The sequence below is a fragment of the Dactylosporangium sp. CA-139066 genome (assembly GCF_050936175.1).
Taxonomy (GTDB): Bacteria; Actinomycetota; Actinomycetes; order Mycobacteriales; family Micromonosporaceae; genus Dactylosporangium.
Genome location: NZ_JBNJNH010000002.1, coordinates 2102307 through 2122744, shown reverse-complemented (window position 1 = coordinate 2122744; position 20438 = coordinate 2102307). Strand labels below are relative to the sequence as shown.

At 73.6% G+C, this 20438-nt stretch carries 17 protein-coding genes; 2 read left to right on the top strand and 15 right to left on the bottom strand.

The genetic code is table 11. The annotated features are described in order from the left end of the window. Nucleotides 1-154 precede the first annotated feature (154 nt). From ACQEVU_RS54540 to ACQEVU_RS54485, 12 genes are all read right to left on the bottom strand, one after another. The gene (locus ACQEVU_RS54540; protein WP_433338989.1) at nt 155-1063 is read right to left on the bottom strand and encodes an endo alpha-1,4 polygalactosaminidase; all 909 of its coding nucleotides are present in this window, start codon (nt 1061-1063) and stop codon (nt 155-157) included. Beyond that, nucleotides 1060-1686, bottom strand: coding sequence for a spherulation-specific family 4 protein (locus tag ACQEVU_RS54535; RefSeq protein WP_433338987.1), 627 nt, complete (start codon nt 1684-1686; stop codon nt 1060-1062). Before ACQEVU_RS54535 ends, ACQEVU_RS54540 begins: the two co-directional genes overlap by 4 nt. Next, entirely contained in the window at nt 1683-3116 is a 1434-nt protein-coding gene (locus tag ACQEVU_RS54530) for a hypothetical protein (protein WP_433338985.1), read from the bottom strand. Before ACQEVU_RS54530 ends, ACQEVU_RS54535 begins: the two co-directional genes overlap by 4 nt. A gap of 31 nt (nt 3117-3147) precedes the next feature. After that, complete coding sequence (gene pelF / locus ACQEVU_RS54525; protein ID WP_433338983.1) at nt 3148-4575, bottom strand: GT4 family glycosyltransferase PelF; 1428 nt, start codon at nt 4573-4575, stop codon at nt 3148-3150. 1 nt (nt 4576) lies between these two features. Continuing rightward, nucleotides 4577-6598, bottom strand: a complete 2022-nt coding sequence (locus tag ACQEVU_RS54520; RefSeq protein ID WP_433338981.1) for a hypothetical protein — start codon at nt 6596-6598, stop codon at nt 4577-4579. Between the two features lie 18 nt (nt 6599-6616). Then, the gene (gene galE / locus ACQEVU_RS54515) at nt 6617-7579 is read right to left on the bottom strand and encodes a UDP-glucose 4-epimerase GalE (protein ID WP_433338979.1); all 963 of its coding nucleotides are present in this window, start codon (nt 7577-7579) and stop codon (nt 6617-6619) included. Between the two features lie 530 nt (nt 7580-8109). Further along, complete coding sequence (locus tag ACQEVU_RS54510) at nt 8110-9681, bottom strand: diguanylate cyclase (RefSeq protein WP_433338977.1); 1572 nt, start codon at nt 9679-9681, stop codon at nt 8110-8112. Nucleotides 9682-9753: 72 nt separating this feature from the next. After that, the gene (gene hemB / locus ACQEVU_RS54505; RefSeq protein WP_433338975.1) at nt 9754-10734 is read right to left on the bottom strand and encodes a porphobilinogen synthase; all 981 of its coding nucleotides are present in this window, start codon (nt 10732-10734) and stop codon (nt 9754-9756) included. 40 nt (nt 10735-10774) lie between these two features. After that, the gene (locus ACQEVU_RS54500) at nt 10775-12358 is read right to left on the bottom strand and encodes a uroporphyrinogen-III synthase (RefSeq protein ID WP_433338973.1); all 1584 of its coding nucleotides are present in this window, start codon (nt 12356-12358) and stop codon (nt 10775-10777) included. Further along, nucleotides 12342-13271, bottom strand: a complete 930-nt coding sequence (gene hemC / locus ACQEVU_RS54495; protein ID WP_433338971.1) for a hydroxymethylbilane synthase — start codon at nt 13269-13271, stop codon at nt 12342-12344. The genes ACQEVU_RS54500 and hemC overlap by 17 nt, the downstream gene beginning before the upstream one ends. Continuing rightward, on the bottom strand, nt 13268-14566 hold the full coding sequence (locus ACQEVU_RS54490) for a glutamyl-tRNA reductase (RefSeq protein ID WP_433338969.1): 1299 nt from the start codon (nt 14564-14566) through the stop codon (nt 13268-13270). Before ACQEVU_RS54490 ends, hemC begins: the two co-directional genes overlap by 4 nt. Next, on the bottom strand, nt 14563-15306 hold the full coding sequence (locus ACQEVU_RS54485; RefSeq protein WP_433338967.1) for a redox-sensing transcriptional repressor Rex: 744 nt from the start codon (nt 15304-15306) through the stop codon (nt 14563-14565). Before ACQEVU_RS54485 ends, ACQEVU_RS54490 begins: the two co-directional genes overlap by 4 nt. A 453-nt stretch (nt 15307-15759) precedes the next feature. Between ACQEVU_RS54485 and ACQEVU_RS54480 the strand changes: the two genes are divergently transcribed. Beyond that, on the top strand, nt 15760-17061 hold the full coding sequence (locus tag ACQEVU_RS54480) for a sensor histidine kinase (protein WP_433338965.1): 1302 nt from the start codon (nt 15760-15762) through the stop codon (nt 17059-17061). A 24-nt stretch (nt 17062-17085) separates the two neighbouring features. Further along, a complete protein-coding gene (locus ACQEVU_RS54475; protein WP_433338963.1) occupies nt 17086-17730 on the top strand; it encodes a response regulator in 645 nt (214 codons plus the stop codon). Here the strand turns inward: ACQEVU_RS54475 and ACQEVU_RS54470 are convergent. Genes ACQEVU_RS54470 through ACQEVU_RS54460 form a run of 3 tightly spaced genes read right to left on the bottom strand, consistent with a single transcriptional unit; the run spans nt 17701 to nt 20062 of the window. Then, on the bottom strand, nt 17701-18348 hold the full coding sequence (locus ACQEVU_RS54470; RefSeq protein WP_433338961.1) for an HAD family hydrolase: 648 nt from the start codon (nt 18346-18348) through the stop codon (nt 17701-17703). The two genes, ACQEVU_RS54475 and ACQEVU_RS54470, sit on opposite strands and share 30 nt — an antisense overlap. Continuing rightward, nucleotides 18345-18578: a glutaredoxin family protein gene (locus ACQEVU_RS54465; protein ID WP_433338959.1), complete on the bottom strand. Its 234-nt coding sequence runs from the start codon at nt 18576-18578 to the stop codon at nt 18345-18347. Before ACQEVU_RS54465 ends, ACQEVU_RS54470 begins: the two co-directional genes overlap by 4 nt. Beyond that, nucleotides 18575-20062 carry an AMP-binding protein gene (locus tag ACQEVU_RS54460; protein WP_433338957.1) on the bottom strand — a complete coding sequence of 496 codons (1488 nt, stop codon included), beginning with the start codon at nt 20060-20062 and terminating at the stop codon, nt 18575-18577. Before ACQEVU_RS54460 ends, ACQEVU_RS54465 begins: the two co-directional genes overlap by 4 nt. Nucleotides 20063-20438 lie beyond the last annotated feature (376 nt).

The window sequence follows — 20438 nt, the reverse complement described above, 5'->3', positions numbered from 1 at the left end:
AACGCTGCAAGCAACCGCGACATCGCACCGAACCCGGATGTCACCCCATCGATCGTGGTCGCAGCGGCGGACATGCACCTCGGCCAGCCCCGCTCCGATTCTCCTCGAGCCTACACCCGCCCACCAAGTCGATCTCCCCGCCGATCACCCAGCGTCAGCAGGGCTCACGCCACGCATCCAAGGCGAGTTTCTTCTTCATCGACGAGAAGCGCAAGGCCCTCGCCTGAGGGCAGAACGAGCTCGGCGCGCCGTCGTACTCCACGTGGAACACCGGCTTGCCGGCGTCGACGAAGACCTTCAGGTCGGAGCACTCGTCGTACCGCGCGCACTCCTCGTTCACCGCGAAATCGAACGCCGGCTGCAGCGACGACGCCTGCTCCACGTCGTTCTTCAGGCCGACCGCCAGGCCCGTGCGGTGGGCCAGGTCGGCGACGCGGCGGTTGAAGGTCAGCTGGTCGGCCGCCGTCAGCGGGAAGCCGCTGCTGTTGCTGTAACCGTCCACATTGTCCGGTTCGACGGCGTCGAAGCCCTTGTCCTTGCACACCTTGAAGCGCGCGGCCAGCAGCGGCTCGAGAACGTCCCAGCGGCGGATGTCCAGCCACTTCTCCCCGGGCCAGCCTTCCAGGCCCTTGCCCCGCACCGACTCAGGGTAGTTCTTCGCGTCCGCGCGGAAGTCCTCGTGGGCGCCGGCGTTGACGTAGCAGATGACGTGGCGGCCGGCGGACTTCAGGGCGGCCACGTCGGACGCGGACGTGTTCGCGCCGTCCACGTCGTACACGTCCACCGCCACCGAGCGGTCCAGCGTGCCGGTGAGCTGCCACTGCCACGTCAGGCCCACCGCCGGCTTCCACCAGCCAGCGGCGGGCGCGGCGGGCGAGGGCGCGCTGCCCGACGGGGAGGCCGAGCCGAGGCCGGCGCCGTTGGACGGGGCGAAGCCGCCCGTCTGCGGGGCGTGCGAACCGCCGCCGACGTCGCGGCCGTGGCCGGAGGTGCAGCCGGCGGCGTACAGGACCGTGAGCGCCACCAGCGCACAGAGCAGGCTGCGCAGGCGCCGGGGGGTCACCGCGCGGCCGCGCGGGCGCGCAGCGAGCTCGGGACGCCCTGGTACGGCAGCGGCGCCGCCAGGTCCGTCACCAGGCCGTGCGCGGCGCGCGACAGCAGCAGCGCGCTCGCCTCGCCCAGGCGCGCCGACGGTACCCCGTAGACGAGATGGGCGGCGTTGGGCCAGTCGCGGGCGGCGGGCGTCATCGCGGCGTAGGTCTCCCATGGCCCCTCGAACGTACACACGACGTCGGCGAGCGCCGCATAGCCGGGCAGGCAGCGGGTGCCCGGGTTGAGCACGACGGCGCCGCGGACCGCCCGGACGACCTGGGTGACGTAGGCGAGACCGGCGGCGTCGGCCGGGACCTGGTCGAAGAAGATGCCGCCGACGGGGTACTGCGACCAGCCCACGATGTCGCACCACACCTCGCCGTTGGCGCGCCCGCCGTAGCCGAGGTCGACGTAGCCGAGCATCTTCACGCCGGACTCGTGCAGGCGCGCGGTCAGCGGGGCGTAGACCTCGTCGCGGCCCGCGCCGGGTCCATTGTGGATGTTGACGATCGTCCAGCAGGCGCCGCCGCGGGGCAGCGCGTCCCACGCCTCGGGGTCGGCGAGCGGGTGGGCGTACAACGGCAGCAGCATCATTCTCGGTAACTCTCCGGATCACGCAGGACGAGCGCCGCGACGGCGAGCCCGGGCAGGGCCGCACCCAGCAGGGTCGCGACGGCGAGGGTTTCGGCGAACGAGGGCGCGACGTGCACGAGGGCGGGCGCCCAGTGCCCGACGCCCGAGACGAGCAGCGTCGGCCACCACACGACGATCGCGGCGGTGCCGGCCCGGCCGTGCGCGGCGAGGACGAGGCAGAGCGCGTAGACGCCGGTGAGCAGGACGGCGGCGGCGAAGGGCTGGCCGCCGCGCAGGAGGCCGAACCACACCGCGCCGGCGACGGCCGCGCCCAGCAGCACCGGGGCGCCGAGGACGGCGACGGTGCCGGCGCTGATGCGGGCGAGGTGGCGGTCGAACGCGAACCGGTCGGCGAGGTTGGCCCGCGCGGACGCGATGCGCCGCTGGTGCCACACGAGCGTCAGTTCGATCAGCGGTACCCCGAGCAGCAGCGGAACCGCCTCGACCGGCACCCGGTGCGGCGCGATCCCGTCGAGCGCGACGCTGCGCAGCAGGGCCGCCTGCCCGGCGCCGACCAGCCCGTAGAGGGCCGCGTAGCGCAGGTCGTGCCGCCACCAGTTCCGGGTCCGGCGCGGCCGGTCGGGGCGCCCGAGCACGGGCCGGAACGCCACGACGGCCAGCGCCGCGACGCAGGCGAGCAGGGCCCAGACGCCGAGGCCGTACCGCAGCCCGGCGGTCGCCAGCCAGCAGGGCACGACGGCGGCGATGACGACCCGCTCGCGGTTGGTGACGAGCGTGACCCCGGCGACGGCGAACAGGGCGAGCGTGACGCCGGCGACGGCGTACGCCCGGGCGCTCTGCCCGATGAGCGCCAGGGCCCACAGCGCGGCGAGCGCCAGGAAGCCGGCGCCGAGCACCCGGGCGGCGGCGGTGCGCCCGCGCTCGGACAGCGCGCGGTACCCGAGGTACGACAGCGCCTGCCCGCCGCCCCACCCCAGGATCAGGGTGCCGGTGGTGGCCAGCCGCGGCACGCCGTCCACTTCGGACGATGCGCCGACGCCGATGACGAGCGGGGTGAGGTAGATGACCGCGCGCAGCAGGGTGTCGCCGACGACCCGGCCGAGCGGCGGGCCCTCGGCCCGGATCGGGCGCAGCAGCTGGGTGTCGGCGTTGTCGAGGGTGCGGGCGACGACGCGGCCGGCGAGGGCGAAGACGGACGGCGCGCCGTACTCGCGGTCGGCGACCCGGTCGTTGATCCCGTTGGCCTCGAGGATGGCCGCGATCTCGTCGATGTCGACGGCGTCGAGGCAGTCGTCGCGCATCTTGTCGGCGAGCGCGGCGACGGGGTCGGTGGCGACGCGCCCGACGTACCGCAGCGACTCGGGCCGGTCGAGCTCGCTCGGCCGCGCCCGCCGCTGCGCCGGCACGATCACCAGCGAGTCGCCGCTCACGGTGCCCACCAGAATCGTCCGATATATACGCTCATGCCGGAACCAACGCCTCAGCGCCCGTCAGGGTCCGGTAACGGTCGCGATAGGCGGAAACGCAGCGGTCCAGCGTGTACTCCCCGAGCGCCCGCGACCGCGCGCGGGCGCCGATCGCGGACCGGAACTGCGCCGACGACAGGAACGCCACGCACGCGGCGGCGAACGCGGCCGGGTCGCGCGGGGGCACCACCAGGCCCGCGTCGCCGACCGCCTCGGCGACGCCGCCGACGTCGGTGCTGACCGTGGGGCGGCCGCACATCATCGCCTCGAGCACCGTGTACGGCATGCCCTCCGAGATGCTCGACAGCGCCGCGACCTGGCCGACCGCGAACGCCTCGCGGCTGGAGGCGCACGGGCCGGCCCACGTCACCGCGGCCTCGAGGCCGAGCGCGGCCGCGGCGGCGCGGCAGTCGGCGGCGTAGGACTCGTTGCCGTCGGGCACCGGGCCGGCCAGGTGCAGGCGGGCGTCCGGCACCGACTCGCGCACGATGGCGAGGGCGCGGATGAGCGTCTCGAGGTCCTTGAGCGGGTCGATCCGGCCGACCCACGAGATGACCGGCTCGGCGGGCTCGTCGGCGAGCCGGGCGAAGCGCGCCGGGTCGACGCCGTTGCCGATGACGGCGAGCTTGGCCGGGTCGGCGCCGTGGCGGACCGCCCAGCGGGCGTTGAAGCCGCTGACCGGCGCGACGAGGTCGGACTCCCAGTAGGCGAGCCGGGCCAGGGCGCGGTGGAAGCGCAGCAGCGCCGTCTTGACGCCCGGAGACTGGGCACCGGCGGCGAGGTAGCGCTCCCGGAGGTACACCCCGTGCTCCGTCATCAGGAACGGCACCCCGAGCCGCCACTTCGCCGCGAGGGCGACCATCGCGGAGAGGCCGTTGGCGTTGGCGTGCACCAGCTGCGCGTCCGGCGGCACCGAAGCGGCGAGCGGGCGCAGGGCGTGCTCCAGCAGTACCGCGGCCTCGTCCGCCTCCCGCAGCGTCAGCCGCGGCAGGCGGATCCCCTCGGCGCCGGCCCGGGCCCAGGCGTCGAGCAGGATGTCGCCCAGGCCGGTGCCGGCCAGCGGGTGACGCCCGGCGCGCCGGCCGAAGCGGGTCCGGCCGACGGCGAGCTCGGCGAGGGCGCGCAGGCCCTCGCCGAACACCACGAGGTCGGCCGCCGAGTCGCCGAGCATGCCGCGGCACAGCTGGGCCGCGGCGCGCTCGGGCCGGCCGCGGGCCGGGCGGGGCGGCCCCCACACCGGCACCGGGTGCAGCGACCGGACGTTGCCGGGCAGCGGAATGGCGGGGCGGTCCGGCTCGGTCCCGACGATGGCGACGAGGTCCCACTCCACTTCGGACAGTCCGCGCACCAGCTGGTCGCACCACGTGCTGACGCCGCCGGTGGCGTACGGGTACGTGCCCTCGTTGACCAGGACGACTCTCATGTCAGCTCACGCGGAGCAGCTGCTGACCGCCCTTGCCGATCGAGCGCCACGCCGAGCGCTCGCCGCCGTAGGCATCGCCGAACGCGGCCCCGGTGACCTCGACGCCGAACACCGAGGCGGTGACGAACTTGCTGCCGTTGGGCATGGTCAGCGGCACGTCGAGGGAGCCCGTTGCTCTGTTGTTGATCGTGACCTTGCCGCCCAGCAGGTACGCCTCCACCGAGCGGCTCGCCGCGGACCACGCGGCCTGGCGGCGGTTCTGCAGCGCGGACTCGGCGAACTTGGGGTTGATCACCGGGGTGGCGCTGGTGTAGGTGGCCCGGTAGCGGGCCAGGACGGCGTCGAGCACCGGGTACAGCACGCGGTCCTCGGCGAGGTTGGACTGGTGCGCGTAGTGCGGCGCCGGGTTGCCGGACACGACGTGGTCGTAGGCGATGCGGGACTCCATCGGCACGATGTAGCGGGCGAAGCCGTCCGCCCCGAGCGGGCGGATGCAGGTCGAGGCCGAATTGTTCTCGCAGATGCCGCTGCCGCCGTCGGCCTTGCGGGTGTACAGCCAGTTGTACTCGTCGACCTCCTCGGCGACGCTGCCGACGTTGTAGTAGATGTTCAGCGGGAACCGCGGCACGGTGGTGGCGTTGCCGACGGCGCGGGCGGTCTGCTCGCGGGAGGCGTCCGAGGCGACGTACCTGACCCCGTTGGCGTTCAGCGCCGGCGCGAGGTTGGGGTTGTCGTTCGGCATCTGCGGCAGGGACTTGAGCCCGGAGTGCTCGCCGGTGACGAGCTCGCTCGCGTCGAGCGTGAGGCCCTTCCCGCGCGCCCAGTCGACGTTCTGCTTGATCTGGGCGGAGATGTCGGCCTGCGACACCCACCGCGTCCGGCCCGGGGCGTCGGTGGCGCAGCGCCACGGTGTGACGGCGAAGTCCTGGACGCAGCCGAGGTACGGGTGCTCGTACGTGTGGTTGATCCAGCGGAACTGGCCCTTGTTCTTCACGAACGCCGCGGTGAGCGGGTCGCCCGCGCCGGCCTCGACGCTGCCGCCGCCGTTGAACACCATGTCGAGCTTGACGCCGCGGGACTTCTGCCACGCGACCAGCGCGTTCACGTCGTCCTTGGTCATGCGGATCGTGGTGTTGTACGGCTGGACGGCCGGCTGCCGCTGCGGGTTGCAGTCGTCGCCGACGGTGCAGTTGTGCACGGTGTCCCAGCGGTCGTCCGGCAGGAAGACGTCGTCGACGTGCACGCTGAACCAGTTGCGCGCGTAGCCGAGGTGGATGCCCCTGGTGAGCCAGGTGATGAGGCCGTGCCCGAGCTCCATGGCGTGGGTCTGGTACCGGTTGGCGGCCAGCGTGATCGCCAGCTCCTCGCGCCCGTCGTGCGCGTAGACGCCCATCAGCGAGCCGCTGGTGCCGCCGCCGGGCGGGGTGGCGGTGACGAGCGGGGTGAAGGTGGCGCCGGCGGCCGGGGCGGGGGTGCCGAGGTACCCGTACGACTCGAGGACGGCCGGGTCGCGGTCGTCGACGGCGACGGGCCCGGCGAGGTACCCGAAGCCGCCCGCCTTGCCGGCGGCGGTCACGTGCATGGTGGCCCCGTCGAGGACGCCGCTCCACGCGGTGCTCTGCCCGACGTTGGGGTTGGCCCAGGTGTACGCGTCGATCTGGCGGATCTTGAACTCGCGCTCGAAGTCGGCCAGGGCCGTCGCCTCGGCGCCGGCGACCGCGCCCTCGTTGGGCAGGATCACGCCCTGGAACCTGGCCCGGCGCACGCCGCTCACGGTGTCGGCGAGGTAGGCGGGGGTGATGGCGGGGCGGCCGTCGGTGCCCAGCGCGATGGTGTCGTAGGGCACGCCCTCGCGGTCGAGCTGGGCGCGCAGCGTGTCGATGCCGGTGGTGCCGTCGTCGAGGACCAGCACCCGCAGGTCGATGCGCTGCTTGGGGGCGGCGGCGGCGAGGGCGGGCTGGGCCAGGGCGATGCCGGCCGCGCCCAGCAGGGCGAGGGCACCAGCGATGATCCGGGACTTCAAGGGGCGGCGCTCCTTAGATCAGGCGGCTTTGGCGACTTCGGCGATGGAGCTCGTGACAATGGCGGGCAGCCCGTGGCGGGCCCGCCAGCCGAGGCGGGCGCGGATGCGGTCGGGGCTGGCGAGGACGGCGGCCGGGTCGCCGGGGCGGCGCGGCGCGGCGTCGAAGGGCAGGGGCCGGCCGAGGGCACCGGCGACGGCGGCGATCATCTGCAGCACGGAGGCGCCCTCGCCGCGGCCGACGTTGAGCACCTCGTCGCGCAGCTCGCCGTCGTGCAGGGCGAGCGCGGCGCGCACGTGCGCGTCGGCGATGTCGGCGACGTGGACGTAGTCGCGCACGGCGGTGCCGTCGGCGGTCGGGTAGTCGGTGCCGTAGACGGTCGCCGGGATGCCGAGCGCGGCCGCGCGCAGCAGCCGGGGCAGGAGGTTGGTGCCGCCCTCGTCGCGCAGGTGGGGTGCGGTGGCGCCGGCGACGTTGAAGTACCGCAGCGCGCCCCGCCGGAACCCGCACCCGTCCGCCGCGTCGCGCAGCATCCACTCGCCGACGAGCTTGGTACGGCCGTAGGCGTTCTCCGGCTCGGCCGGGTCCTGCTCGCGCACCGGGGAGCGCCGCGGCGTGCCGTAGACGGCGGCGCTCGAGGAGAACAGGACGGACCGGGTGCCGACGGCGGCGACCGCGCCCAGCACGGCCCGCAGCCCGTCGAGGTTGTCCTGGTAGTAGCGCAGCGGGTGCGCGGTGGACTCGGCCACGTCCTTGCGGGCGGCCAGGTGGATCACGCCGTGGGGCCGATGGCGGCGGAACAGCTCGCGCACGACCGCGGCATCGCGCACGTCGGCCCGCAGGAGGGGCACCCCGAGCGGCACCCGGGCGGCACGTCCGGTGGACAGGTCGTCGAGGACGACGGTTTCGATGCCCGCCTCGCTGAGGGCGGTGACGACGTGCGCGCCGATGTATCCGGCGCCTCCGGTGACGAGCCATCTCACGATGGGGGCAACGAGGGCCGAACGTACCCAATCGGGCAACTGTCATTTTCCTGACAGCGCCCCGACCTGCAGATTCCCCCGCGCGGTGCCGTAACCAGGCCGATGACCTGCGCTTACTATTCTGCGACAGCAGCGCCGAGGAACCGCCGCAACACGCCCAAAATGCCCGATTTGAGCTACCGCGATGTCCGCCGTGGGCGCGGTCCGTGACTCCCGGGCCCGCGGCGTCCGAGCCCAGTCCGAAAAGCGCCGTCGGCGCACGCCTCCGGCGCGGGCGCGCTGAAAGCGCCGTCGGCGCACGCCTCCGGCGCGGGCGCGCTGAAAGCGCCGTCGGCGCACGCCTCCGGCGCGGGCGCGCCGGGGGGTTCCCACCCCGGACCCCCCATGCCCGCTCCGCGGGCACTACAGCCGAAAGCGCCTCCGGCGCGGGGGTTTCCACCCCGGACCCCCATGCCCGCTCCGCGGGCACACAGGCTCAGCCCGCCGCGCCTTCTCCTGCTTGACCGTGCCCCGGGCGCGCGGTGGCGCGCTCAGGCGGCGGCCGCCACCCGGTCGCGGCCGCTGCGTTTGGCCGCGTAGAGGTGCCGGTCGGCGAGGTCGTAGAGATCGCGGCCGTCCATGCCGTCGGCGAGCTGGGCCACGCCCATGCTGAGCGTGACCCGCAGGCCCGGCGCGAACTCGGTCCAGTCGCGGGCGGCGATGACGTCGCGGATGCGGGCCCCGATGCGCGCGGCCGTGCCCAGGTCGCAGCGCAGGAACAGGGCGAACTCGTCGCCGCCGAGCCGCACGGCCACGTCGTCCTGGCGGCAGTGGGCGCGCAGCACCGTGGCGACCTCGCGCAGCACGCGGTCGCCGACGCCGTGCGAGTACCGGTCGTTGATGCCCTTGAACCGGTCCACGTCGACGAGCAGCAGCCCGACCGCGCCGCCGCGGGCGTCGGCGAGCCGGTCGAGCTGGCGGTCGAACTGGCGGCGGTTGCCGAGGCCGGTCAGCGGGTCCTGGGCCGCGGCCCGGTCGGCACGCTCGCGCGCCGCCTCCAGCTCGGCCCGGCGGCGAGCCTGCTGCAGCATCGAGCGCCGCTCGTTGCGCAGCTGCCACAGGTGGCGGGCCTGGGCCCGGACGGCGCCGAACAGGGCGTCGGCCGACTCGCCGGGCTCGGCAACGGCGGCCAGGTGGGCCAGCTCGAACTGGAAGATGAGCCGCTGCGGGCTGAGCGGGGCGAGCTCGGCGGCGGCCAGAAACTCGCGGCGGGCGGCCTGGTAGTCGCCCCGGCAGCGCAGCGCGATGCCGTGCGCGAGGTGGGCCAGCCGCGCCTCGTGCTCGTGGCCGCCGTCGCGCAGCGGCACGACCAGGCCGGCCGCGGCCTCCAGGGCGGCGTCGACGGCGCCGGTCTTGACCAGGGCGAGCGCGTAGAGGGCGGCGGCCAGCGGGGCGTCGTCGAAGCCCATCGTCGCCAGGTCGCGGACCAGGACCACGGCCCGGGCGAAGCGGACGTCGGCCTCCTCGACCAGCCCGACGTGCTCCAGCCGCAGCCCCCACTCCAGCAGCAGCTCGGCCCGCTGGAGCTCGGCCGAGGCGCGCTGGATCGGGGTCATCGGGAAGGCCTCCATCGAGTACGCGGCGGAGGCGTCGGCCAGCTCGTAGAGCTCGGCGGCGCGGGCGGCCTCGCAGATCGAGGAGAGCGCGGCGATGTACCGCACGTTGCTGAGCGGCACGTTTTCGAGCACCCGGCTGGCGTTGGCCAGGCGGTGCAGGCCCTCGTCGAGGCGGCCCAGCTTGATCAGGACCTCGGCGGTGTCGGCCAGCGCCCGGGCCTCGCTGGCCCGGAAGCCGCGGTCGCGGTGCCGCTGCAGCAGCCGCTCGCCCGTGACGAGGGCCTCCTGGAGGCGGCCGAGGGAGATCTGGGCGTACATCCGGCCCTGATTGATCATCGCGGTCGAGCGCTCGTCACCGAGCAGCTCCACGACCCCCTGATGACGGTCGGCCAGCTCCAGGGCCTGGCTGTTGCGGCCCTGGACGGTGAGCTCGTGAACGCGCAGGCTCAGCGCATGGTAGGGGCCATACGGGCACAGCGGCACGGGTAGCCGCTCCTGCTGCTCCAAGACTGTGCCCCCGTCCGGTCCGGTCGTTGTCCTGCGGAATACTTCGGCAGGCGACCGGACCGGCTGAGGCAATCAGATCTTGGACAGGAGGCGAGCCGCGTCACTGGCCCAGTACGTCAGGATCATCTGGGCGCCGGCCCGGCGGATCGAGGTCAGCGTCTCGAGGATCACGCGCTCGCGCTCCAGCCAGCCGTTGGCGACGGCCGCCTCGACCAGCGCGTACTCGCCGGAGACCTGGTAGGCGGCCACGGGCACGTCCACCATCTCGGCGACCCGGGCGAGCACGTCGAGGTACGGCAGCGCGGGCTTGACCATGACCATGTCCGCGCCCTCCTCGACGTCGAGGGCGACCTCGCGCAGGGCCTCGCGCAGGTTGGCCGGGTCCTGCTGGTAGGACTTGCGGTCCCCGGTCAGCGCGGACTCGACGGCCTCCCGGAACGGGCCGAAGAAGGCGCTGGCGTACTTCACGGCGTAGGCCAGCTGCGACACCTCGGTGTACCCGGCGCGGTCGAGGGCGCTGCGCACGACCCCGACCTGGCCGTCCATCATCCCGGACGGGCCGAGCACGTGCGCGCCGGCCTCGGCCTGGGCCAGGGCCATCAGCTCGTACTGCCGCAGCGTGGCGTCGTTGTCGACGGAGCCGTCGGGGGCCAGCACGCCGCAGTGCCCGTGCGAGGTGAACTCGTCCAGGCAGAGGTCGGACATGACGACGGTCGCGTCGCCGACCTCGGAGATCACGTCGCGGATGGCGACGTTGAGGATGCCGTCCGGGTCGATGCCGCCGGAGCCGGTCTCGTCGCGCCGCTCCGGCACGCCGAAGAGCATGAGACCGCCGACGCCCTCGGTGACCGCCTCGACGGCGGCCTTGCGCAGCGACTCGCGGGAGTGCTGCACGACCCCGGGCAGGGAGCTGATCGGGCGGGGCTCGGTGAGCCCCTCCTTCACGAACATCGGCAGGATCAGGTTGGACGGCCGGACGTGCGTCTCGGCCACGAGCCGGCGCATCGCGGGAGTGCGACGCAGCCGGCGCGGGCGAATCTCCGGGAATCCCATGTCGGATGACCCCTTATGTCAAACCTCGTGCGGAAAAACCTCAGCGGAACCGCAGGGCGGTCGGGCCCTGCACCTTCGAGCCACGCCGCTGCTTCGCCGGCATCGCGGCGAGCTTCTCGCGCAACTCCACAGCGTAGCCCGCCAGCGCCTCCACCAGGTCCGGCACGGACGCGTGCGGCGGCTGGACGTCCACCCGCAGGCCGAACTCGACGGCGGTGTCGGCCGTCTTCGGCCCGATCACCGCGACGACGGTGCGGGCGTGCGGCTTGCCGGCGATGCCGACCAGGTTGCGCACCGTGGAGGACGAGGTGAAGAGCACCGCGTCGAACCCGCCGGACTTGATCGCGTCGCGGATGTCGGCCGGCGGCGGCGCGGCGCGGACCGTGCGGTACGCCGTGACGTCGTCGACCTCCCACCCGAGCTCGGTGAGCCCGGCGGCGAGCGTCTCGGTGGCGATGTCGGCGCGGGGCAGCAGCACCCGGCCGACCGGGTCGAGCACCTCGTCGTGCGGGGAGAACTCGGCCAGCAGGCCCTCGGAGGACTGCTCGCCGGACGGGATCAGCTCGGGCACGATGCCGAAGCCGCGCACCGCCTCGGCGGTCGCCTCGCCGATGCAGGCGACCTTGACGCCGCCGAAGTGGCGGGCGTCGAGGCCGTGCTCGGCGAACTTCTCCCAGACCGCGCGGACGGCGTTGACCGAGGTGAAGACGGTCCAGGCGTACCGGCCGTCGACCAGGCCCTTGATCGCCCGCTCCATCTGCGCCGGGGTGCGGGGCGGCTCGACGGCGATCGTCGGCACCTCGCACGGGATGGCGCCGTAGGCGCGCAGCCGCTCGCTCATCGCGCCGGCCTGCTCCTTGGTGCGCGGCACCAGGACCTTCCAGCCGTACAGCGGGCGGTTCTCCCACCAGCCGAGCTTCTCGCGCTGCGCGACGCCGGCGCCCAGGCACAGCACCACGCGGCCGGCGAAGCCGAGCGCGGCGGCGACCATGCTGTCGACGGTGGAGGCGGAGCTGTACTGCGTCTCGCCCGTGCCGTCGCCGGTGATCGACACCGGCGTGGCCGGGTCGACCCCGGCGGCCAGCAGCCCGTCGCGGACGGCCGCGAGGTCGCCCGCGTCGACGGCCATGGCCGAGGACCCCCGGGCCACGGCCGCGGCGACGGACTCGAAGTCGACGGACTGCACGTCGTCGACGTCGGCGGTCACCCGCACGCCCGGCAGCGGCACGCCGGCGTAGGTCGCGACGCCGGCGGCCTGGCCGATGCCCGGCACGACCTCGAACGGCACGGCGGTGCGGGCGACGGCCTGGACTTCCTTGAGGACCGTCTCGTGGGCCAGCGGGTCGCCGCCCACCAGGTGTATGGCGCGCAGGCCGGAGCGGGCCGCGGACAGCAGCACCTTGGCGACGTCGCCCGGAGCCCCCTCGGCCGGGCTGAACTGCGCCTCCGGGTCGGCCTCCGCGCGGATCGCGGCGAGCAGCGGCTCGGGTACGTTGCGGTCGTAGACGACGTGGTCGGCGGAAACCAGCGCCTCATGGGCGCGGCGGGTCAGGAGGCCGGGGTCGCCGGGGCCGGCCCCGACGAAGGCGATCCGGCCGGTGCTGCCCTTACGGGTGCGGGTCATGCTGCACTCCCAGTGCGTTGTCGGCGCCTTCTTCGCGCAGGTCGCGGGCCAGGGCTCGGCCCACCTCCGCGGCGTCGGCGAGCGTTCCGGTGCGCGAGAGCCGGAGGGCGAAGCCGCCGTCCGGGCTGAACACCGCACCGCGCAGATAAATCTCCGGCCCCTCGTCGCCCTCGGCGACCTCGGCCAGCGCCGCGATCGGGGCGGAGCAGCCCGCCTCGAGCTCGGCCAACAGCGCCCGCTCGGCGGCCACCGCCGCGCGGGTGTATTCGTCGTCGAGCGCGGCGAGCACCTCGCGCAGCTCGGCATCGTCCTCGCGGCACTCGACGGCCAGTGCGCCCTGCGCCGGGGCGGGCAGCATCAGGAGCGGATCGAGCACCTCGGTCGCCTCGCCGCCGCGGCCGAGCCGGGCCAGCCCGGCGTGCGCGAGAACGATGGCGTCGAACTCGCCCTCGGCGAGCTTGCGCAGACGCGTGTCGACGTTGCCCCTCAACGGTACCGCGTGCAGGCGCCGGCCCAGCGCGTTGATCTGGGCGATCCGGCGCAGCGCGCCGGTGCCGATGCGGGCGTCGTCGGGCAGCTCGTTGAGCGTCATCCCGTCGCGGGCGACCAGCGCGTCGCGCGGGTCCTGCCGCAGCGGGACGGCGGCCACGACGAGCCCTTCGGCCGGCGCGGTCGGCAGGTCCTTGTAGGAGTGGACCGCGAAGTCGATCTCCTTGTTGAGCAGCGCGTCGCGCAGGGCGGAGACGAACACGCCCACGCCGAGCTGCTGGATCGGCGCGCTCGAGCGGTCGCCGGACGTGACGATCTCGACGAGCTCCACGTCGCGCCCGGTGCGCTCGCGCACGGCGTCGGCGACGGTCGTCGACTGCGCCATGGCCAGCGCGCTACCCCGGGTGCCCAGCCTGAGCGTCACGGATGCACCTCGGAAGCCTCGGTCGGATTGATGCCGGATGTCGGCACCTGCAGGTCGAACAGCTCGCGCAGCGCCTGAGCATAAGCCTCGCCGCCCGGCTCGGCGGCCAGTTGCCGCACGCGAACGGTCGGTTGGTGCAGCAGGCGCTGGACGATCCGGTGAATGCTGTGCGACACCTCGCCGCGAGCCTCGTCGGACAGCTCGGGGCAGCGCTGGGCGAGCCGGCGCAGCTCGGCCTCGACGACCTCGTCGGCCCGGGCCCGCAGCGCGGCCACGGTCGGGGCCACGTCGGCGCCGCGCAGCCAGGTCAGGAACGCCTCGACCTCGGCGGCGACGATCTCCTCGCCGGCCCGCTCCTCCGCGTCGGCGGGGGTGGACAGCGACTCGGACAGCAGCTCGATGTCGACCAGCGTCACGCCGGGCACGTCGCGCACGGCCGGCGCGACGTCGCGCGGCATAGCCAGGTCGAGGATCAGCAGGTCGCGCCCGGCCCCCGAGACGAGCGGCGCGTCGAGCACCGGCTCCGGCGACGCCGTCGCGCTCACCACCACGTCGACCCGCTCGAGCAGCGACGGCAGCTCGGCGAACGGCACCGCCTCGGCGCCGTGCAGCTCGGCGAGGCGCTCGGCGCGCTGGTGGCTACGGTTGGTGACGTACAGCGGCGAAGCACCGGCCCGCCGCAGCGTGGCCAGCGACAGCGCGCCCATGGCGCCCGCCCCGATGACGAGCGCCGGGCGCCCGTCGACCGGCGCGGTGGCGCCCTGCCCGTAGGCGAGGGCGGCGCTCACGACGCTCTGCCCGGCCCGGTCGATCTCGGTCTCGGCGTGGACCCGCTTGCCGACCCGCAGCGCCTGCTGCAGCAGCTCGTGCAGCAGCCGGCCCGCGGAGCCCTGATCGCCGGCCGCGCCGTAGGCGTCGCGGAGCTGGCCGAGGATCTGCGCCTCGCCCACGACCATCGAGTCGAGGCCGGCGGCGACCCGGAACGCGTGCCGGACGGCGTCGACCTCATAGTGGACGTACAGCTGGGGGGCCAGCTCGTGCATCGCGAGCCCGGCCCGGGCGGCCAGGGCGCCGCCGACGTCGGCGAGGCCGCCGTGGAACGCGGTGACGGCGGCGTAGACCTCGACGCGGTTGCAGGTCGACAGGACGACGGCCTCGTCGACGTACTGCTGCGAGACGAGCTCGGCGAGCACGGCCGGCATCTCGCCGGGGCTCAGCGTGAGCCTCTCCAGCAGCGGAACCCCCGCAGTCCGGTGCGACAACCCGACGACCAGGAGATTCGCCTTCGCAGTCACGTGCCCACCGCCTCCCCGCCGAGCCGGTCGGCCACTCCGACCCGCCCGGGCTTCTGCACCGCCGGGAGCGCCGTCAGCGCGGACTTGCGGTGCTCGTGGAAGGACAGGATCTGCAACTCGATGGCCAGATCGACCTTACGCACGTCCACACCCTCCGGCACGTTCAAGACGCAGGGTGCGAAGTTCAGGACGCTCGTGACGCCCGCGGCGACGAGCCGGTCACACACGTGCTGGGCTGCGTGGGCCGGGGTGGCGATCACGGCGATGGAGATCGACTCCTCCTTCACCACCTCGGGCAGGTCGTCGACGTGCCGCACGACCAGGCCGTTGATGTGCTCGCCGACCCGGCCGAGGTCGGCGTCGAAGAGCGCGGCGATGCGGAAGCCACGGTTGCCGAAGCCGGCGTACCCGGCCAGGGCGTGACCGAGATTACCCACGCCGACGAGCGCTACCGCCCGGCGGTGGGTGAGCCCGAGCACCTGCTCGATCTGGTCGATGAGCAGCGTGACGTCGTAGCCGACGCCGCGGGTGCCGGTGCGGCCCAGGTGGGACAGGTCCTTGCGGAGCTTGGCGGAGTTGACGCCCGCGGCCGCGGCCAGACCCTCCGAGGAGACCGTGTCGTGCCCTTCCTCGGCGAGGTGGTGCAGGGCGCGCAGGTACTCCGGAAGCCTGGCGACGGTCGCCTCCGGCAGGTCCGGAAAGTCCGGTCCGTCCGTCGGGCCGGTGCGCTGCTGGCTCATGAGTCTCCGAGACGACGACTGGTTGCGATTCCACCCGTTACGAGTCCGACCATGGGGCCGGTCACCAAGGCGGTTACCGCCTGTGCTAGCGGGGTTCGTCGTTGGAACAGAGTAGGCGCTTGTGAAGCCGTGCACAAATCGCGATCTTGAAGACTCGGCGCCCACCGCGTAGAGGTCAGCGCCCGCCCGTACGGATCGCGCACAGGAGAAATGCCCCCGCGGCACGTGGTGCCCCCTTTCCCCGACGCGGTCGGCAGCGGGCGGGCGCTGTGGCCAGTATCACCGCAATTCCGGCATAAAACCCACCCGACACGCTGGATTTCCAGCGGTCGCGCGCCCATGGTTCGGCGTTACGTAGCGACACTACACGTTTTCCCAGTAGGGTTGCCCCTACCATCAAGTGGCTGGACCGCGGGATGGGAGGCGGGGGCCCGAATGCCTAGCGTCGATGACATGACGACGACCATCACCCCGTTGGGCCCGGGACGCTTCTCCCGCATCTTCCGCCAGCTGGGCATCGACACGCAGTACGTGCTGCTCGGCTTCCCCCTCGGCCTCATCACCCTGGTGCTCTGCATCACCGGCTTCGCCGTCGGCGTGGGCCTGATGGTGACGATCGTCGGATTCCCGATCCTGTTCGCCACGATGTTCCAGGCCCGCGGCTTCGCCACCCTGGAGCGCGCCCGCGTCGGGCCGATCCTGCGCCGGCACCTGCCCCATCCGTACTACAAGAAGGCCGAGCCCGGCGCCGGCTTCTGGCGGCGCACGTTCGTGCCGCTCACCGACGGGCAGTCGTGGCTGGACCTGCTGCACGGCATCCTGCGCTTCATCCCGAGCACGATCGCGTTCTCGTTCGTCGTGACCTGGTGGGCCGGGACGCTCGGCGGGCTGACCACGGTGCTGTGGGACTGGTCGATCCCCCGCCCGCCGGACAACCAGGACCTGCCGGAGCTGCTCGGCCTCGGCTCGGGCACCGAGCTGCGGGTCCTCTTCTACACCGGCATCGGCGTGGTCTTCGCCCTCACCCTGATCCCGGTCGTGCGCTTCTGCGCCCTGCTCGAGGCGTGGTCGGCCCGCGCCCTGCTCAGCGGCGTCAACGAGCTGCGCGAGCGGGTCGTCGAGGCGGAGCGCAGCCGCGACCGGGCCCGCGCCCAGACCACCGCCGCCGTCTCGGCCGAGGCGACCGCCCTGCGCCGGCTCGAACGCGACATCCACGACGGGCCGCAGCAGCGCCTGGTCCGCCTGGCCATGGACCTGGGCCGGGCCGACCTGCAGTTCGACCACGACCCGGCGGCCGCCCGGGCGACCGTGGCCGAGGCGCTGGCCCAGACCCGCGAGACGCTGGAGGAGCTTCGGGCCCTCTCCCGCGGCATCGCCCCGCCGATCCTGGTCGACCGCGGTCTGCGGGCCGCGCTGACCGCCCTGGCCGGCCGCTCGATCGTCCCGGTCGACCTGGAGGTCCCGGAGCTCGGCCGGCTGGCGACCAATGTGGAGACGACGGCCTACTTCGTCGTCGCCGAAGCCCTCACCAACGTGGCCAAGCACAGCCACGCCAGCGAGTGCAAGGTCACACTGCAGCGCTCGGCGTACGGGATGCTGGTCACGATCGAGGACGACGGTGTCGGCGGCGCCAGCCTGGCCAAGGGCCACGGCCTGAACGGCCTGGCCGACCGCGTCCGGGCCGCCGGCGGTGAGCTGACGGTCACCAGCCCGCTCGACGCCGGAACCAAGCTGGTCGCCATCCTCCCCGTTTAAGGGTCGTCCCCTACGATCGGGCGCGTGCGGGTTGTCGTTGCTGATGATGCGGTACTGCTGCGCGAGGGCCTCGTGCGCCTGCTCACCGAGAGCGGCCACGAGGTCCTCGCCGCCGTCGGGGACGGTCCGAGCCTGGTGGAGGCGGTCGTCGCCCACCGGCCCGACGTGGCGATCGTGGACGTGCGGATGCCGCCGTCGCACACCGACGAGGGCCTGCGCGCCGCCGTCGAGGCCCGGGCCCGGGTGCCCAAGACGCCGATCCTGGTCCTGTCGCAGTACGTCGAGGTGTCCTACGCCGACGACCTGCTCGCCGACCGGGCCGGCGCCGTCGGGTACCTGCTGAAGGACCGCGTCTCCGAGGTCGCCGAGTTCCTCGACGCGATGGAGCGGGTCGCCGCCGGCGCCACCGTCCTGGACCCCGAGGTCGTCGGCCAGCTGCTCGTGCGCCGCCGGCGCGACGACCCGCTGCGCAGCCTCACCCCGCGGGAGCGGGAGGTCCTCGGGCTGATGGCGGAGGGGCGCTCCAACACCGCCATTGCCCGCAAGCTCGTCGTCACCGACGGCGCGGTCGAGAAGCACGTGAAGAACATCTTCACCAAGCTCGACCTGCCGCCCGACGACGAGCAGCACCGCCGGGTGCTAGCCGTGCTCACCTACCTGCAGGGCTAGGTCGACCGCCTCCACCAGGGAGTGGGCGACCGGCAGGCCGGTGGCCTTCAGCAGGGCGGTATCGGTGAAGCCGCCGGCGTACAGCACGGCCGAAGCCCCGACCGCGAGCGCCGCTTCGCCGTCGTCGACCGAGTCGCCGACGAGCACGACGCCGGCCGGGTCCAGGTCCAGCGCGCCGAGGTGGCGCTCCAGGTAGGCGGCCTTCTTGTGGCCGCCGACCGTGCCGGGCAGGCCGTCGACGCGCACCAGCCGGGCCGACAGGCCGTGCCGCTCGACCTCGACCAGCAGCTCGTCGTGGAAGAACATGGACAGCAGCGACTGGGTGCCGGGCCAGCGGCCCATCGCCTCCAGCGCATCCGGGGCCAGCTGGACCTCGCCGATGCGCTGCCGGTACGCGTCGTGGAAGGCGTCGTCGAGCAGCTGGAACTCCACCTGGTCGACCGGGCGCTCCAGCACGTGGGCGTAGTAGTCCAGGATCGGCCGGCGGAAGTCGCGGCGGTGCTCCTCGGCGGTGATCACGGGCCCGCCGACGGTGGCCAGGCAGACGTTGGTGGCGTCGACGACGAGCTTCAGGTCGTCCAGGAGGGTCCCGTTCCAGTCCCAAACCAGGTGCTTCACCCGGGTGAGGATAGCCCTAGGTCGGCGCGCAGCCGGTCCTCCTCGACCCGCCAGTAGCCGTGCTCCTTGCCGTCGAGCAGCAGCACCGGGATGCGGAAGCCGTACTCCTCCTCGAGCTCGTCGTCGCCCGAGATGTCGATCTCCTCGAACGGCTCGCCGACCCGCTCCAGCACCGTCTTGGCGTCCTCGCACAGGTGGCAGCCCTCGCGCGTGTACAGCCTCAGCCTCATCGCAGCACCCCCTTGCGGACCTTGCCGGTCGCCGAGTGCGGCAGCTCGGCGACGAACTCGACGGCGGTCGGGCACTTGAACCGGGCCAGGTTGCGCTCGCAGTGCGCGATCAGCTCCTCGGCGGTCACCTGGGAGCCCGGCCGGCGTACGACGATCGCCTTCACGGTCTGGCCGGTGTACGGGTGCGGGACCCCGAGCGCCGCCGCCTCCAGCACGTCCTCGTGGGCGGCGAGCACGGACTCGACCTCGTGCGGGTACACGTTGAACCCGCTCACCAGGATCAGCTCCCCGAGCCGGTCCACGATGAACAGGTCGCCGTCCTCGTCGGCGTAGGCGACGTCGCCGGTCGCCCACCAGCCGCCCTCCCCGGGCCCGGAGGCGCCGTCCGGCCAGTACCCCAGGAAGAAGTTCCGGCCGCGGGCGACGATCTCGCCGGGGTCGGTGGTTCCGTCGTCCTCGTCGGGCTCCACGTCCTCGCCGGCCGCGTCGACCAGGCGCACCTCGACGCCCGGAATCGGCCGGCCGATCGAGCCCGGCTTGATCGAGGGGCTGGCCAGGGTGCTGGTGAGCACCGGGGCGCCCTCGGTGAGGCCGTAGCCCTGGTGTACCGAACGGCCGGTCGTCTCGGCGAAGCGCCGCTCGGCGGCGGGGTCCAGCGGGGACGCGCCGCACACGGCGAGCCGCACGCCGGCCCAGGCGCGGGCCAGCCGCTCCCCCATGAGCGACCACGCGATGTACATCGGCGGGACCCCGACCACGCCGGTCACGCCGTGCCGCTCGATCACCTCGAGCGAGTCGGCCGGGTCGAAGCGCTCGACGAGGACGCCGCACGCGCCGTGGTACGCCACCGCGCCCAGGCCGGAGTTGAGCCCGTAGGCATGGAAGAGGGGCACGGCCAGCAGCAGCACGTCGTCGGGGGCCACCGGGGGCGGGTCGATGCGCTCGAGCTGCTCGTGGTTGGCCACCAGCGCGCGGTGCGGCAGCATGGCGCCCTTCGGCGCGCCGGCGGTCCCGGAGGTGTACAGCAGCACCGCCAGGTCCTCGCCGCCGCCGGCCGCGGCGACCTCGGCGGCCGGGGTGAAGAGCTCACCCAGGTTGCGGCCGAGGGTGAACTGCCGCGCGGGCCCCCGCTCGCCGACCGCCTCGGTCACCGCCTGCGTGGCCACCAGCACGGCGGCGCCGGAGTCGGTCAGCACGTGCTCCAGCTCGCGCGCGGTGTACGCGGGGTTGACCGGCACGGCGACCAGCCCGGCCCGCAGCACCCCGAAGAAGACCGCGGCGAACTCCGGCACGTTCGGCAGGGCGATGCCGACCCGGTCCCCCGGGGCCAGGTCCAGCGCGGTCAGGGCGGCGGCGACGGCGTCCACCTGCGCGTCCAGCTCGGCCCAGGTGAGCACGGCGTCATGCGATCGCAGTGCGGGTCCTGCGCCGCGGGCGGAGGCGGCGCGCCGCACCAGGTCGGCGAAGTTCGTTACGTCCGGCACGGTCGACGAGTCTTGCACAGCCCCGAGTCGATCACTCAGCGCCCGCGGGTGAGAGGCCGGTCTCGGAAATATCACCCGTCACCAATCACCCATTCCCATGGGATGGTCCCAGTCGCGGTTCGGTCGGCGTGGGCGCCCCCGACACGCCGACTGAGTAAGAGTTCATCCGTTCGTGTGCGAAGGGCGAGTAGTCCATCAGTAGTCACGGGGCGGTTACGTCCCGTTTCGCCGGTTTGACGGCGTGTCGTACGGCGTGTCGCGACGAAGTGACGGACAGCGTGTGCGCCGAACGGACGCTGATCCATGGGAGAAAAGTCCCCGCACGCCAAGAGCCGCCCACACGCGGGTGACGCCGGACCTATCATCACCAAAAGTC